The sequence below is a fragment of the Georgenia deserti genome (genome assembly GCF_042680605.1).
GTDB classification, from domain to species: Bacteria; Actinomycetota; Actinomycetes; order Actinomycetales; family Actinomycetaceae; genus Allobogoriella; species Allobogoriella deserti.
On sequence record NZ_JBHUEE010000007.1, the window covers coordinates 49,802 to 64,717 of the forward strand.

Below are 14,916 nucleotides of genomic sequence, written 5' to 3' on the forward strand. Positions count from 1 at the left end.
ATCCTGCCACCGGGTGGCGGGGCCCGCGGGCGCGTGGCCCGCGCCGAGCGCCACACCGGTCGCCGAGCGCTACTGGCATGCCTGCCGCGGTCGGCGACGGGTGTGGCGGTGGGCGGTTCGCTGGCCGCCGGGCACGTTGGGTATAGTGGCCGCGCGCTGCCGAGATTCGGCGCAGTGCGGGTGTAGTTCAATGGTAGAACTTCAGCTTCCCAAGCTGACGGCGCGGGTTCGATTCCCGTCACCCGCTCCGATCGACCGTCCGGGCCCACGTGGCCCGGCCGTCGTCGTCTCCAGGGGCCGGTGCGCGTCCGCGCCCGGTCCGGGAACGAGCCGCGGGTGCGCCGGTTCACCGGCCGGCGAGCGCCTCCAGCCGGTCCGCCCCGCCGGTGCGGCCGTCCAGGCCGCGAATTCGCTCCCCCAGCTGTGCCGCCGCGTGCCGGTAGCGGCCGTCGGTCAGCAGCGTCTCGACCGCCGCGCGCACCGCTTCCGGGCTCGCAGCTCGCGAGCGCGTCAGGCCGACGCCGGCACGAGAGATCGCCCGGCCGACGAACGGCTGGTCCGACGTCGGGTCGAGAGGCAGGACGAGCAACGGGACTCCGTGCGCCAGTGTGGCCATCGTGGTGCCGTGTCCGCCGTGTCCGACGGCGGCACTGACCCGGGGCAGGACCTCCTCGTGCGGGATCCAACGGTGGACCTCGATGTTCTCGGGCACGCGCAGTTCGGCCGCCTCGAGCGCCGGGCCGGTGGTGGCGATCACCCGCGCGCGCAGCGGGGCAAGACCGTCGAGGACGCGTTGCCACAGCGGCACGAGTTGCGGGAATCGGAAGGTGCTGAGGCTGACCAGGACGGACGGTTCCTCCGGCTCGGCGGGAACCGCGCGAACCACGGGACCGATGTGGACGACGTCGCCGTGACCGGTGTCCAGCTCCGGCATCGAGGCGACCATGGTCAGGCGGGAGCCGTCGAGCAGCGCCGGCGGGTCGAGCCGGAGCAGCCGCAGCAGCGGACCCGCCCGGCGGAGTGAGCCGCGCAGGAAGCCGTCGAAGGTGTGCCCGAGGACCGCGTAGTCGTGGCCCGCCCGGCGCAGCTCGTCCATCACCCCGAACAGCACGCCGTCGACCACGACGACGTCAGCCGGGCGGCCGGCCAGGTCCGCGACGACGTCCCGGCCCATGGTCCGGTTGGTGAGCAGCGCGAGTACGGCCGTCGGCGACGACCCCACACGGAAATCCCCCGCGGTCGGGTAGGCGTCGAACGCGAGGCCGGCCTCGGCGAAGGCTGCGGCCTGGCTCCTCAGGCCGAGGAACCGCACCTGGTGACCACGACCGGCGAGTTCGTGGGCGACGGCCCGTAGAGGCACCTGGTTGCCGCCGCCGTCCCAGGTCGCGAAGAGGAAATCGGCCACCCTCGGAACCTACCGCCCGCCATGCCGCCAGGGCTGGGGTCTTGTTGCTCACGTGCCGTCTCGAGGGCACGGGCAGGCCCGAGCACGACCGGGCCTGTCAGTACTCTGCCGCCATGCCCGCCGCACCCCGCTCCCACGAGCCCGGACGTCTCGTGCGGTGGCTGGCGCATGACCGGCACCGCTACTACGCCACGACGGTCATGCCGCTGGTACCGCTCGTGATCATCGTCGCGTTGCTCGTCCCGCTGGGTGAAGAAGGTCCACGCACCCCGCTGCTCGTGGTGATGGTGTTCTGGGTCCTGTGGTGCGTCAGCCACGTCGTCGTGACGTATGCCGTCTTCGGCCGGCGCACCCCCGAACGGCACACCGAGCTCATCCGGTCCTCCGGGCACACGCGGCGGTCGGTGTGGCGCTTCGTCCTCGGTCTGGACGAGGGCGCGGTCTCGTTCGGGGTGCAGATGAGCCTGCTCATGCTGGTGCTCATGGTCGTCGTTCTCGTGACGCCTACGCTGCGCGGCGACATGCCCGTCGTCGCGATGGCGGCGTTGACGGTCGCGAGCTGCTGGGGCCTGACGATCGTCTCCTACGCCGTCGAGTACGCGCGCGCCGACCACCGCCGGCAGGGGCTGGAGTTCCCGGGGGCCGATACGCCGCGGTTCGGCGACTACCTGTACCACGCGATCACCGTGCAGGCGACGTTCGCCACCTCCGACGTCACCGTGCTCACCACCGCGATGCGGCGGTTGACCGCCACGCAGACCGTGATCTCGTTCGGCTTCAACTCGGTGATCCTGGCGCTGCTCATCACCCTGCTGACCGTCACGCTCCGCTAGCGGCACCCGCGGCGAGGACCGGCCCCACCGCGGACCAGGTCGCCACGGCGAGGACGACGGCGAAGCTGAGGACCCACAGCCACGCCGGCACCCGGGTGAGCCGGGCCAGCACGCCGGCGTCGGAGCTCGGCGACGGCGCGGTGACCAGCGCCCCGAGGTGGCGCCAGGCGCCGGCGAGCAGGAAGACACCGACGCCCAGCAGGACGGCACCACGCAGCTCGGCCGAACCCCACCACCACACGGCGCCGGTCGCCACGATGAGCGCGAGCATGACGACGGCGGTGTACAGCGACCGCACCCGTACCAGGGAGACGACGAGCACGAGCGTGGCCAGCCCCAGCACCGGTCCCGGCCAGCCGGTTCCGGCTGCCCGGATCAGCAGCGCGCCCACCACCGCCGGTGCCGGGTAGCCCGCCCAGGTCGAGATGACCCGCCCCGGTCCGCGCGCAGGACCGACGGTGACCGCGTGCCCGGACATGTCGGCGCGGAGCACGAGACCGGTGAAGCGTCGCCCGCACAGGATCCCGACCAGGCCGTGCCCGAGCTCGTGCACGACCGTGACTCCGACGCGCACACGCCGCCACAGCGCCGGTACGGCGACGGCGGCCAGCACCGCGAGACCCACACCGGCCAGCACGGCATCGTCCGTGGCGGGCACCGGGCCGGGCTGCGAGCGCTGCCAGGCCTGGCCGAACCAGGCCGCGACCGCGCTGAGCAGTTCCATGACGTCCACGTGGCCATCCTGCCTGCCGGAAGCGGCTTGTCAGCCCAGGGACAGCACGCCGGCTCGGGAGGCGCCGCCGTCGGGTTGCCCGTAGGAATGAGCCATGACCCGCTACGGCTATCACGCCTCGCACGAGCAGATCTCGCCCGGCCGATTGCTCGCGGACGTCCGGGCCGCCGAGCGTGCCGGGTTCGAGGCGGCGATGTGCTCGGACCACTTCATGCCGTGGAGTGCGCGCCAGGGACACTCGGGCTTCGCCTTCGCCTGGCTCGGCGCCGCCCTCGCCACGACGTCACTGCCGATCGGCTCCGTCAACGCTCCCGGGCAGCGCTACCACCCGGCGATCGTCGCGCAGGCGACCGCGACGCTCGGCGAGATGTTCCCCGGCCGGTACTGGGTCGCGCTCGGCTCCGGTCAGGCGATGAACGAGCACGTCACCGGCGACCCGTGGCCCCGCAAGCCGGCGCGCCAGGAGCGCCTCGAGGAGTGCGTCGAGGTGATCCGCCGTCTGCACGCCGGCGAAGAGGTCAGCCACGACGGTCTCGTCCACGTCGACCGTGCCGTCGTCCACGACCGGCCGGCCGACCCGATCCCGCTGTACGCGTGCGCCATCTCCCCGGCCACCGCCGCCCGCGTCGCCGGCTGGGCGGACGGCCTCATCACCATCAACCAGCCCGTCGAGCACGTCCGTGAGGTCGTCGACACCTACCGTGACGCCGGCGGCCGCGGACCGCTGCTGCTGCAGCTCCACCTCTCCTGGGCGCCCACCACCGAGGAGGCCACCGCCATCGCGCACGACCAGTGGCGGACCAACGTCTTCGCCGCGCCGGTCAGCCTGGACCTGCCGACGCCCGAACACTTCGACATCGCCGCCGAGCACATCACGGCAGAGACGGTCGCCGCCGGGGTGCGGATCTCGTCCGACGCCGACCAGCACGTGGCGTGGATCCGTGAGTACGCCTCCCTCGGCTTCGACGACATCTACCTCCACCACGTGGGTCAGGACCAACGCGCGTGGCTCGACCTCGCGGCCCGTCACGTGCTGCCGGCCCTGAAGGAGCGATGACGTGCGCATCACCGACACCTCGGACCTGTGGTACAAGAACACGCTGTTCTACTGCCTCGACGTCGAGAACTACCTCGACACGGACGGCGACGGCGTCGGCGACTTCGCCGGACTCGCCCAACGGGTGGACTACCTCGCCGAGCTCGGCGTGACCTGCCTGTGGCTCATGCCGTTCTACCCCTCCCCCGGCCTCGACGACGGCTACGACGTCAGCGACATGTACGGCGTCGCCCCCCGGCTGGGGACGCACGGGGACGTGGTCGAACTGATCCGGACCGCCCACGACCGCGGGATCCGCGTGATCATCGACCTCGTCGTCAACCACACCTCGGACCGGCACCCGTGGTTCAGACGGGCGCGGCGCAGCAAAAACAACCCCTACCGGGACTTCTACGTCTGGCGTTCGGACCCGCCACCCGACACCTCGGACCAGGTCGTGTTCCCGGACGAGGAGGACTCCATCTGGGAGTACGACAAACGCACCGAGGAGTGGTACCTCCACCACTTCTACTCCCACCAGCCGGACCTGAACACCGCGAACCCGAAGGTCCGCGACGCGATCGCCAAGACGATGGGCTTCTGGCTGCAGGTCGGGGTGGACGGGTTCCGGGTCGATGCGGTGCCGTACTTCCTGGGCGATGCCGGCATGTCGGACCGGCAGCAGCACGACTTCTCCGAACCGCACGCGTACCTGCGGGCGCTGCGTCAGTTCCTGCAGCGCCGCAACGGCAACGCCATCCTCCTGGGCGAGGTCAACCTTCCCTACGCGGACCAGCTCGACTTCTTCGGCGGCCAGGACGGCGACGAGCTCACCATGCAGTTCGACTTCGTCGGCAACCAGCACTGCTACCTGGCGATGGCGCGCGAGGACGCACGCCCGTTGGCCGAGGCGCTCGCCGCCCGCCCGACGATCTCTCCCGACTCCCAGTTCGCGACCTTCCTACGCAGCCACGACGAGCTGACGCTGGACAAGCTGACCGAGGCCGAGCGGCAGGAGGTCTTCGACGCCTTCGGCCCGGCGGAGGAGATGCAGCTGTTCGGCCGTGGCCTCAAGCGGCGCCTCCCGCCCATGCTCGACGGCGATCCGCGCCGCCTGAAGATGGCGTACTCGCTGCTGCTCTCCCTGCCGGGCACGCCGGTGCTGTTCTACGGCGAGGAGATCGGCATGGGCGAACGTCTGGACCTCCCGGGCCGGACCGCCGTGCGCACGCCGATGCAGTGGTCCAGGGGGAAGAACGGCGGGTTCTCCCAGGCCCCGCCCCGCAAACTCGTCACCCCGCTCGTCGAGGGAGCGTTCGGTCCCGAGCACGTCAACGCCGCGGACGCCCGCCGCGACGAGGACTCGCTGCTGCACCACATCACCCGCCTGGCCCAGCGTTATCGCGAGTGCCCCGAGCTCGGCTGGGGCACCTTCGAGCTGCTGGACCAGCCGCACGTGCCGGTCCTCGCACACCGAGTGACCTGGGACGAGGCAGCCATGGTGCTGCTGCACAATCTCGGTGCGCACCCGGCGGTCGTCCCGCTCACGTTCGAGGACGAGGAGCCCGGAACCGAACTGGTGGACCTGCTGCAGGCGGGTCGGTGCCGGCTCGACGCGGACCGACATGTGGAACTGACCCTCGACGGGTACGGCTACCGCTGGCTGCGAATCACACGCGACGGCGACATCCGGCTGGTCTGAGACGGCGGGCGCCCGGACGGCGCCGATTGCTCAGGAGGAGGGCACCCAGCCGCAGTAGGAGACGAAGTTCGCGTCCCCTTCGTGGAGGTAGGTGACGAAGTCCCAGCCGTCGACCGTCTCGGACATCCAGAGCTCGCTCTCATCGACCATGGCGCGTTTGTCGGGTGAGGCCGCATCCAGGCCGGGTGCCACGGACACGTCCGAGGCCTCGAGCTGAGAGACGTCACCGGCCAGTGGCCGACAGTCCCCGCCCCAGGACGGGAACGGCTCGGTCTGGACGAGCCACGCCTCACCGTCGTTCCCGTGCTCGACGCGGACCGTGCGATCGACCGAGATGCTCGCACCCGCGGCGCACTCCGACTGCCACCCGACCTGGTTCTGGACCACGTCGACGCCGAGCCCGCCGCCGGCCGGCTGCACGGACTCGGTGCGAGAGGCGCAGTCGCCGGAGGAGGTCAGCGGGTACGGCATCTGGACGAGCTGCTCACCGTCGGTGAGCCAGACGAACCACTCGGTAGTGACCCACTGGTAGGTCTCCGGCTGGAGTTCGGCGTTGAAGCTCGCGGACGCGACGACGTCCTCGTCGCCGTCGTCGTCCATATCGACGTACAGCGGTTCGTCCTCGATGACGAACTGGCCGTCCCACCGGTCGAAGTGTCCGAGGGCCTCACCGTCGGAGAAGTCGACCTGGACCGGGGCGACGCCGACGCTCGCGTATCGCCACGCCATGTTCGTCAGGTCCACCGACCTCGGATCGAACGGCTCTGCCTCGGTGGTCTCCTCCGCGGTCGGTTCCCCCGTCGGCTCCTGCTCCGTCGGCTTCCCCTCCGCCGTGGTCTCCTCCGGTGGCGCCGGCGTCGCGTCGCCGCACGCTGCGACGACCATCGTGGTCGCGGCCGCCGCCGTGGCGATCGCCACGGTCTTGCGCATGGTTCCCCCCTGTGCCTGATGCATGGTCGTGTCCGAGCCTGCTCGTCCGGACCCACCCGGCCGAGCTGCGCGCTCAGCCCGGTGGTCGCTCCCGCGGCCGCAGGCGCACGTTCGGCAGGTCCGGTGCCGGCAGTGGCCGGCCGTCGTAGCCGGGGACGGCGCCGAACCGGGCGATGGCGGCCCGGGTCTGCTCGTGGTGCGCGGCCGGCACGGCGGCGCCTGCGCCGTCGGACGCGGCCACGACGCGCTGCCACTCGGCACGAGCGGCCACCACCTCGTCGTGGGTGCGGCCGACGAAGTTCCACCACATGAGGATCTGCTCGGCGAACGGCGTGCCACCGATGACCACCACCCGTGCCGGGTGGTGACCGACCCGCAACGGCAGTCGCCGCCGCCCGGGCGCCAGGTAGCCGAGCCAGGCGGCGGGGACCGCGACGTCGGCCACCGTGACCTCACCGCGGTCGACGAGGACCGCGTGCTCGAAAGCCGGATCCACCGGCAGGTCGAACCGCGCACCGGCCGGCAGGTCCAGCTGCGCGGCCAGGGCCGGCGAGTACGTCCGCGCGGGTGACGTGACGCCGGCCAGAGTGCCCAGGAACACCTGGATCCGGACGCCGTCGGTCTCGCCGGTCGGGACCGCCGCGAGGTGTTCGAAGTCGCCGGTGCCGTGCCGCCGCCCCTCGGGCAGCGCGGTCCACAGCTGTACCCCGTGCAGCGTCCGCTGGTGAGGGAACCGGGCGAGGGTGCCCTCCTCGGAGTGGCTGATGCCGCGGCCGGCGGTCATGAGGTTGAGCTGACCGGGCCGGATGGTCCGGACCGAGCCGAGCGAGTCCTGATGCAGCACGGCCCCCTCGAACAGCCAGGTCACGGTCTGCAGACCGGTGTGCGGGTGCGGCGCCACGTCCATGCCGCCGGCCTCGGCGATGTCGTCCGGGCCGTAGTGGTCGAGGAAGCAGAACGGGCCGACGAGCGAGCGCTGCCGCGTCGGCAGCGTGCGGCGCACGGTCATCGCGCGCGGGCCGCCGAGGGGAACCTCCCGTGGTTCGATGAGCTCGACGGCCGGCCGGCCGCCGCCGGGCGGGTTGGCAGCGCAGACCTGTTCCTGAGGCCGGGCCTCGAGGTTCGTCACGGGCGCCAGCCTACGACGGCGCCCCCTCCACTCGGAAGCAAAGGTGCCGTAAAGTCGGATGCGGGCCCGAATCGGGACGATTTTACTTCCCGCGGCAAGAGGAAAGGCGTGGCCTTGGACCTGCTTGTGGACTATCGCGCGCGCGGACCCGGTCATGATGAGATGTTGCAGGCAACCGGGCCGGCCCGGTCCGCGTGGGACGACCTCACGGCGACGGCCCGACTCGAGCGGCTCGATCGACTTGAGGCCGCGCGCGCCGACGTCGGCACGCTTCTGCAGGATCACGGTGTCACGTACGGCGGCGCCGACGGATGGCAACTTGATCCGCTGCCGGTGCTGCTGGACGAGACCGAATGGCTGAACCTGGAGCGCGGCCTGCGCCAACGCACCGAACTGCTCGACCAGATCCACACCGACCTCTACGGCGAGCGCTCGCTGCTCACCTCCGGGCTCCTGCCACCCGAGATCGTGCTGGCCCACCCGGGCTTCGTCCGACCGGCCCACGGGCTGCGCCTGCCCGGCAGCCATCAGCTCTTCCACGCGGCCGCGGACGTGGCGCGCAACGCCGACGGCTCGTGGACGGTGCTCGCGGACCGCACCGACGTCCCGCTCGGTCTCGGCTACGCCATGGCGGACCGGCGAGTGATCTCCGAGGCGTTCGCCGAGCCCTACCGCACCTCCCGGACGCGCCGGGTGGGACCGTTCTACGACACGTTGCGCCGGAGCCTGACCGGAGTCGCCCCCGCCGCCGCGGGCGACGATCCGACCGTCGCGATTCTCGCTCCGGGCGAGTGCCCCACCGCGTTCGACCACGGCTATCTCGCCGCCTTGCTCGGCGTCCCGCTCGTGACTGGCGAGGACCTCGTCGTCGAGGACGGACGCGTGTGGATGCGCGGCCTCGGCCGACGGATGCCGGTCGACGTCCTCCTCCGCGGCGTTCCCGGAACGGCCACGGACCCCCTCGAACTCGACCGCTCCTCCCCCCTCGGCACAGCCGGGCTGACGCACGCCGTCCGTACCGGGGGCGTCACCGTGGTCAACACCGTCGGCTCCGGGTGGCTCGAGTCCCCGGCACTGGCGACATACCTGCCGCGCCTGGCGCGAGCCCTGCGGGACGAGGAGCTCCTCCTCCCCTCCGTGGTGACCTACTGGTGCGGCGAGCGCTCGATGTGCTCCCACGTCATCGCGAACCTGGGCCGCCTCATCGTCCGGGCGGTGACCGGTGACCGTCCGCCGGTGCGCGGGTGGGAGCTCTCATTCGGCGAGCGCGCCGATCTGGCGGCGGCCATCGCCGCCCGTCCCGCGGCGTGGGTCGGGCAGGAGCCGGTCGAGCCGTCGACGACGCCGACGCTCGACGGCGCCGCGCTCGTGCCCCGGCAGACCTCCGTGCGCACCTTCACCGTCACCGACGGGGCGGACTACATCCTCATGCCGGGGGCGCTGGGCCATGCCGGCACCGCGCCCCAGACCACCCTGGCGTCCGATCCGCTGCCGACCCCGGCGAAGGACGTCTGGGTCCTGGCCTCCGAGCCGGACGCGCCGGGACCGGCGGCGCCCTCCCCCGGTGCGCATTCCACCCGTGACACGAGCGACGCGACCTCCCTGCGCAGCGCGGAGAACCTCTTCCGGTTGGGCCGGCATCTCGAACGCGCCGAGGCCACGGTCCGGCTGCTGCTCACGGTCTCGGACCGGTGGGACGACTACCACGCCAGGCCCGGCACACGGCCCGGGGGCGCCGGCGGCCGGGCCCTGCAGGTCCTCCTCGGCGCGCTGCACCGCACGACGGCGGAGGTACCGCTCGCCCACCTGGTCACCGACGTGTCGGTCGAGGGCTCTCTCGCCTGGACGGTGGCGCAGATGGGTCGCGAGGCCGCACACGTGCGGGACAACCTCAGCGGCGACTTCTGGCTGACGCTCTCCTCCACGGAACGGGCGCTGCGCCGCGAGCGGGAACGTCGCCGTAGCCGCCCCGGCCTCGCGTCCGACGCCGGCCTGGCGCCCACGCTCCTGACGGTGCTCGAGGCGCTGCTCGCGGCGCACGGCACCGTGAGCGAGTCACTGGTCCGCGACGTCGGCTGGCACCTGCTCGACGCCGGTCGCCGTCTGGAGCGCGCACACCGCGTCGTCGCCACCCTCGCCGCGACCCTCGCCACGCGGCACGGGCCGGCGGTCGAGGAACTCATCGTCACCTCGGTGCTGGCGGCTCACGAATCGGGCCTGACGTTCCGCCGTCGTTACCGCCGCGGCGAGACGGCCGGGGCTCTCGAGCTCCTGCTCCGCGACCACAGCAATCCACGATCGCTGGCGTTCCAGCTCGACCGGCTGGACGACCATCGCGCGAATCTGCCGGCCGTCTCGGACGCCGCGGAGCGGGACCGACTGCTGGCCGTCCTCGCCGACGCCGTCGACGAGTTGGACACCAGTCGGGCGGTCACCTCCGGCACGGGGGCCGAGCGTTGTGACCTCGCTGCTGACCTCGCGACCTACCGGCGACTACTGGAGGACCTGACCGACGAGGTCGTACGGGTGCACCTGAGCCGTCCGGCACCGTCGTCCTGGTCGGCCGGAGGTTGGCAGGCATGAGAGCGGACCGCCGGCACCATTACCGGCTCATCCACCGCAGCACGTATCGGTACTCGGCGCCGGTGACGAGCTCCTACGGCCGCGCCATGCTGACCCCGCGCGACGGCGGGGGCCAGCACGTGCACCGGTCCGGGATGCAGGTCACGCCCCGACCGGCGGAGACGGCGCAGCACCTGGACGTCTCCGGTAATCAGGCGGCCTACTTCCACGTCGCGCAGGAGCACGACGTGCTCGAGGTGCTGGCGCAGGCACTCGTGACCGTCAGCCGTCGCCGGCCCGACCTGACCGCGCTGCCGGCGCTGAGCTGGGAGTCGGCGGTGGCGGACGTCAGCGCGATGCGGGCCACGGGACAGGGCAGGAACGGGGAAGGACCGGCGTCGGTCATGACGATCGTCGAATCGGCGTTGGCCTCCCCGCTCGCCGCGCCGGAGGACGCGGTGCTCGAGTACGCGCTGTCGGTCTTCCACCCCGGCGAGCGGGTCACCGACGCCGTCGTCGCCCTGTGCGACCGGATCCATGCCGAGCTCGAGTACCGGCCGGGCACGTCGTCGACCGACCGAACGCTGGCCGACGTGCTCGCCACGCGGAGCGGCTCGTGCCACGACTACGCGCACCTGGCCGTGGGATGCCTGCGGTCGATGGGGCTGGCCGCCCGGTACGTGACCGGTTTCGTGCGTGACGGCGAGCGGCTCCGCGGTGCCGGACGCGCGCACGCGTGGGCGGCCGTCTGGGTACCGGGCGGTGGCTGGATCCACCTCGACCCGAGCAACGGCGGCCTCGTCGACCACCGGTACGTGGTGCTCGGCTGGGGCCGGGACTACCTGGACATCTCGCCGTTGCGGGGGATCGTCTACTCGAGTGGAGCCGCCCGCGAGCAGACGGTCGAGATCCGCCTCGAGCCCCTCTCCGACGGCGAGCTGGCGGCTGAGCTCGGCTGAACAAGGCGGGCGCGGGTGCGCGCGGCTAGGGTGGCGGCCATGCCACGCACCATCGCCAGCACCACCAGCGTCAGCCGCGCCGAGATGGAGGAGTTCGTCCGGCCGCGCCACCACGCCGTCCTGCTCACTCACCGCGCCGACGGCGGGGTGCAGATGAGCCCCGTCACCTGCGGGATGGACACGGACGGACGCGTGGTGATCTCGACCTATCCCGAACGAGCGAAAGCGGTGAATCTGCGCCGTGACGCCCGGGCATCGGTGTGCGTACTCTCCGACGACTTCGGCGGCGCCTGGATCCAACTGGACGGCACCGCCGAAGTGCTCGACCTGCCCGAGGCCCTCGAGCCTCTCGTCGAGTACTTCCGCTGCATCTCCGGCGAGCACCCGGACTGGGACGAGTACCGCCAGGCCATGCGGGACCAGGGCAAATCGCTCATCCGGCTCACCGTCGAACGCTGGGGACCGGTGGCCACCGGCGGGTTCCCCGCCCGCCTGGCGTGAGCGATCGACCACCGCGACTGGTGGCTGCGGCCGCCGTCGTCGACTCTCTGACGAGGCCGACAGTGGTGCTGTGCGCCCGCCGGTCGGCGCCGGAGCGGCTCGCCGGCCGGTGGGAGCTACCCGGTGGCAAGGTCGAGCGGGACGAGGCGCCCGAGGCGGCGCTGCATCGCGAACTCGCAGAGGAACTGGGCGTCCGGGTGCGTCTCGGCGCCGTGATCCCGGCCGGTGACGGCGGAGATTGGCCGATCCTCGACGGCCTCACCATGCGGGTTTGGCTCGCGGAGCTCACCTCAGGCACGCCCCGGCCGTTGCAGGACCACGACCGGTTGTCGTGGACGGCTCCGGCTCAGCTGCCGGACCTGGACTGGCTGGAACCTGACCGGCCGATCGTCGCCGCGTTGCAGAGCGCGATCGGCGCGCGGGTGTGAGTCAGCTGTCCGGACCGGCCGGAGCGCTTGCCTCGTAGCGGACCGCTGGCGTCACCGACTGCTCGGCCGTCGCGGCGCTCCTGCTGCCGACGGCGAAGAAGATCGTGACGATGAAGATCCCGACCGTGAGGATGAAGCCCACGATCATGATCACGAGCACGATCGCGAGACCCTTGCCGGTGCCGGAGCCACTGCTCCAGTACCGGCCCGGCTGCTGTCCGGGCGGTCGTGCTCCCGGCGGAGGTCCGGCGGGCGGGCCGAACCCGGGCGGTGGCTGGGCGTGACCGGCAGGCGGGTGGGTGAACCCGTACTGGCTCGCCGGGTCGCCGGGGCCACCGGGCCGGTAACCGCCGGTGGCATCGTTCGGGTCGGGGTAGTTCGTCGACATGCTGCGCCTCTCGCATGACCTCCCGCTCGGGACGTCGGTGTCCCATGATCTCCGGGATCGTCCTCTGCCGCCAGGAGTCGCCCGCGTACTGAGCGAGAACGCGGGTGGGCGCAGAGTTTTCACGACGATTCGCCGCCATCCGTCATCAACTGGCATGATGTCGGGCATGCCGAAGATCCTGGGGAGCTCGCTGGCCGAGCACCGCGAGCGCACCCGTGACGCGCTGTTCTCCGCGTTGTCCTCGTTGATGAGCGAACGTGGCTTCGACGCGATCTCGCTGGCCGACATCGCAGCCCGGGCCGGCATCGGACGAACCGCCGTCTACAACCACTTCCCCGACAAGGAGACCTTGCTCCTGGCGTTCATCGAGCACGAGACGTCGGCGTACGTGACGCATCTGCGCCAGGCGCTGGCCGAGGTGAGCGACCCGGTGGAGCAGTTGCGGGTGTACGTGCGTCAGCAGCTCTCGCTCGCGCCGTCCTACCACTTCGCCCCCGGGCCGGATCTGAAGCAGGTGATCAGTCGGGACGCGATCGCGCGGTTGCGCACGCACGTCGCCCAGGTCGAGACACTGCTGCGGGACATCCTGCGCGAGGCGATCCGCTCCGGCGAGATTCCCGAGCAGGATCTCGACGCCGTCGTCCCGCTCGTGCACTCCTGCCTGACGGGTCGGCCGGCTCCTCGCGACGAGGCCGCCCGCGCCACTTACGTCGCGACGACCGAGTCCTTCGTGCTGCGAGCGGTCGGCGCGCCGGAAGGCGCGGTACCGGCCGGCGCGGCCTCGGTTGCCTGACCTGCCGGCGCAGGGGCGAAGGCCCGCGGGTCGGCGAACCGCCGCTGCGGCCCACCGACCGGAACGGCGAGACGCTACGTCAGGCCGTCACAGGTGAAACCGTTGGTCAAGAACTCGGTCTGGTCGACGCGACCGCCGCAGGTGTAGCCGAACTCCTCGTACTCGGAGTCGACGGGTGAGTCGAGCCAGAGTTCGTCGCAGGACGCGGCGTTGCCGCCTTCGCACTCATCCCACAGCTGGTCGAAGTGCTCGTCGTCACCGTAGGTGTACGGCTCGTCGCCGGAACCGCCCCCCTCGTCGGTCGGTTCCTCGGACGGGTCCGCGGAGGTCGGCTCATCGGTCGGATCCGCGGAGGTCGGCTCATCGGTCGGGTCTGCGGAGGTCGGCTCATCGGTCGGGTCCGCGGACGTGGGCGCCGCCGTGGTCGGGTCCGCGGTCGGGTCCTCACCACCGTCCCGGGTGAAGAACCAGACCCCGACCACAACGAGGGCGATGACGACGACCGCAGCGATGGCGGCCACGATCCACTTGGTGCGGTTGGAGCCGCCACCGCCGTCCGTGGCCCACGGCCCGCCGGCGCCGGGTTGTCCGTACGGCTGCTGGGCGGCGTACGGCTGCTGGGCGTACGGATCCTGCGGTTGGCCGTAGTCGGCGTACCCGCCTGCCTGTGTGGGGTCGCCGTACCACCCGTGCTGCTCTTGCTGCTGATCCGGGCCGTACGGACCCGGCTGCTGCCCGTAGGACTGCTGCCCGTACGGGTCGGGCTGGGCGTACGGCTGCTGGGAGTACTGCTCCTGGCCGTACTGGTGCTGGCCGTACTGCTGGCCGTACGGGTCCTGCTGCTGCCCGCCGTACTGGTCCGGACCGGGCTGGCCGTACTGGCCGGACTGAGCGAACCCGCCGGCGGCCGCGGCCTCCTGCGGAGCCGGGCCGGGCTCTCCGGGCCCCTGCCCGGTGTCGGGGGCGGACCCGAGCGGCGCCGGGCCGCCCTGGTCGGACGGGGCGCGCTCGGTTCCCGATGGAGCGGCCTGCACTCCCGGATCGCCGGGTGCGCCACCGCTGGGTGCCGACGGCGCCTGCTCACCACCGACGGCGGGATCACCCTGGCGCTCCGGCCCACCGAACGGGCCGCCCGACGGCTCCGCGCCGTCGGTCCGCTCGAACTGTTCGGGTCCGTCGCCGGACCGAGCGCCGGGGGCCGCCCCCTCGCCTGCTTGGTCCGGGTCCTGGCCCGACCCGGGCCCATCGGTGGCCAGCCGACTCTCCCGGCTCCGCAACGCCGCGTCGACACCCGGATCACCGAGTCCGGCGAGGTACTGGACCGCCGAGTCAGGCGCCGCCGGGTTACCTGCGACCAGCGCCCGGAGGTCCGGCCGGGATTCGGCGATCTGCGCCAGAACCTCCGGCGGTGTGGCCGGATTACCGGCCTCGTAGGCCGTGAAGTCTTCCGGGCTGGTCATGGGTCCCCCCTACGACTCGACGTCTCCGGTGAGCGTAGTGACCTCGCTCATCGGCGG

General features: G+C 72.1%; 14 protein-coding genes and 1 tRNA gene. 9 read left to right on the forward strand and 6 right to left on the reverse strand.

Translation table 11 applies throughout. The features are described 5' to 3' along the window. Positions 1–176 precede the first annotated feature (176 nt). A tRNA-Gly gene (locus ACFSE6_RS13185) sits at positions 177–247 on the forward strand. 99 nt (positions 248–346) lie between these two features. Here the strand turns inward: ACFSE6_RS13185 and ACFSE6_RS13190 are convergent. Next, entirely contained in the window at positions 347–1,405 is a 1,059-nt protein-coding gene (locus tag ACFSE6_RS13190; protein ID WP_388007805.1) for a glycosyltransferase, read from the reverse strand. Between the two features lie 113 nt (positions 1,406–1,518). On the opposite strand from ACFSE6_RS13190, the gene ACFSE6_RS13195 reads away from it, so the two are divergent. After that, positions 1,519–2,238, forward strand: coding sequence for a DUF1345 domain-containing protein (locus tag ACFSE6_RS13195; RefSeq protein ID WP_388007808.1), 720 nt, complete (start codon positions 1,519–1,521; stop codon positions 2,236–2,238). Here ACFSE6_RS13195 and ACFSE6_RS13200 read toward each other — a convergent pair. Next, entirely contained in the window at positions 2,225–2,962 is a 738-nt protein-coding gene (locus ACFSE6_RS13200; RefSeq protein WP_388008429.1) for a M50 family metallopeptidase, read from the reverse strand. The two genes, ACFSE6_RS13195 and ACFSE6_RS13200, sit on opposite strands and share 14 nt — an antisense overlap. 103 nt (positions 2,963–3,065) lie before the next feature. On the opposite strand from ACFSE6_RS13200, the gene ACFSE6_RS13205 reads away from it, so the two are divergent. Then, positions 3,066–4,028 (forward strand): TIGR03885 family FMN-dependent LLM class oxidoreductase, encoded by a 963-nt coding sequence (locus tag ACFSE6_RS13205; protein ID WP_388007811.1) that lies wholly within the window; start codon positions 3,066–3,068, stop codon positions 4,026–4,028. A gap of 1 nt (position 4,029) precedes the next feature. Beyond that, complete coding sequence (locus tag ACFSE6_RS13210) at positions 4,030–5,709, forward strand: alpha-amylase family protein (RefSeq protein ID WP_388007814.1); 1,680 nt, start codon at positions 4,030–4,032, stop codon at positions 5,707–5,709. Positions 5,710–5,739: 30 nt separating this feature from the next. Here ACFSE6_RS13210 and ACFSE6_RS13215 read toward each other — a convergent pair whose 3' ends face one another. Together ACFSE6_RS13215 and ACFSE6_RS13220 are read right to left on the reverse strand one after the other, a co-directional pair. Next, positions 5,740–6,639, reverse strand: a complete 900-nt coding sequence (locus tag ACFSE6_RS13215; RefSeq protein ID WP_388007817.1) for a hypothetical protein — start codon at positions 6,637–6,639, stop codon at positions 5,740–5,742. 73 nt (positions 6,640–6,712) lie between these two features. Further along, the gene (locus ACFSE6_RS13220; protein WP_388007820.1) at positions 6,713–7,768 is read right to left on the reverse strand and encodes a pirin family protein; all 1,056 of its coding nucleotides are present in this window, start codon (positions 7,766–7,768) and stop codon (positions 6,713–6,715) included. 162 nt (positions 7,769–7,930) lie between these two features. Here ACFSE6_RS13220 and ACFSE6_RS13225 point away from each other — a divergent pair, with 162 nt between their 5' ends. From ACFSE6_RS13225 to ACFSE6_RS13240, 4 genes are read left to right on the forward strand one after another with little or no spacing between them, the layout of a single operon-like run. Further along, complete coding sequence (locus tag ACFSE6_RS13225; RefSeq protein ID WP_388007823.1) at positions 7,931–10,351, forward strand: circularly permuted type 2 ATP-grasp protein; 2,421 nt, start codon at positions 7,931–7,933, stop codon at positions 10,349–10,351. After that, positions 10,348–11,289: a transglutaminase family protein gene (locus tag ACFSE6_RS13230; RefSeq protein ID WP_388007826.1), complete on the forward strand. Its 942-nt coding sequence runs from the start codon at positions 10,348–10,350 to the stop codon at positions 11,287–11,289. Before ACFSE6_RS13225 ends, ACFSE6_RS13230 begins: the two co-directional genes overlap by 4 nt. A gap of 39 nt (positions 11,290–11,328) precedes the next feature. Beyond that, positions 11,329–11,790 (forward strand): PPOX class F420-dependent oxidoreductase, encoded by a 462-nt coding sequence (locus tag ACFSE6_RS13235; RefSeq protein ID WP_388007829.1) that lies wholly within the window; start codon positions 11,329–11,331, stop codon positions 11,788–11,790. Beyond that, on the forward strand, positions 11,787–12,218 hold the full coding sequence (locus tag ACFSE6_RS13240) for a (deoxy)nucleoside triphosphate pyrophosphohydrolase (protein ID WP_388007832.1): 432 nt from the start codon (positions 11,787–11,789) through the stop codon (positions 12,216–12,218). Before ACFSE6_RS13235 ends, ACFSE6_RS13240 begins: the two co-directional genes overlap by 4 nt. Before the next feature lies 1 nt (position 12,219). Here the strand turns inward: ACFSE6_RS13240 and ACFSE6_RS13245 are convergent, their stop codons facing one another. After that, the gene (locus tag ACFSE6_RS13245; protein WP_388007835.1) at positions 12,220–12,606 is read right to left on the reverse strand and encodes a hypothetical protein; all 387 of its coding nucleotides are present in this window, start codon (positions 12,604–12,606) and stop codon (positions 12,220–12,222) included. Between the two features lie 166 nt (positions 12,607–12,772). On the opposite strand from ACFSE6_RS13245, the gene ACFSE6_RS13250 reads away from it, so the two are divergent. Continuing rightward, entirely contained in the window at positions 12,773–13,399 is a 627-nt protein-coding gene (locus ACFSE6_RS13250) for a TetR/AcrR family transcriptional regulator (protein WP_388007838.1), read from the forward strand. A gap of 74 nt (positions 13,400–13,473) precedes the next feature. Here ACFSE6_RS13250 and ACFSE6_RS13255 read toward each other — a convergent pair whose 3' ends face one another. Further along, the gene (locus ACFSE6_RS13255) at positions 13,474–14,859 is read right to left on the reverse strand and encodes a variant leucine-rich repeat-containing protein (protein WP_388007841.1); all 1,386 of its coding nucleotides are present in this window, start codon (positions 14,857–14,859) and stop codon (positions 13,474–13,476) included. Between the last annotated feature and the right edge of the window lie 57 nt (positions 14,860–14,916).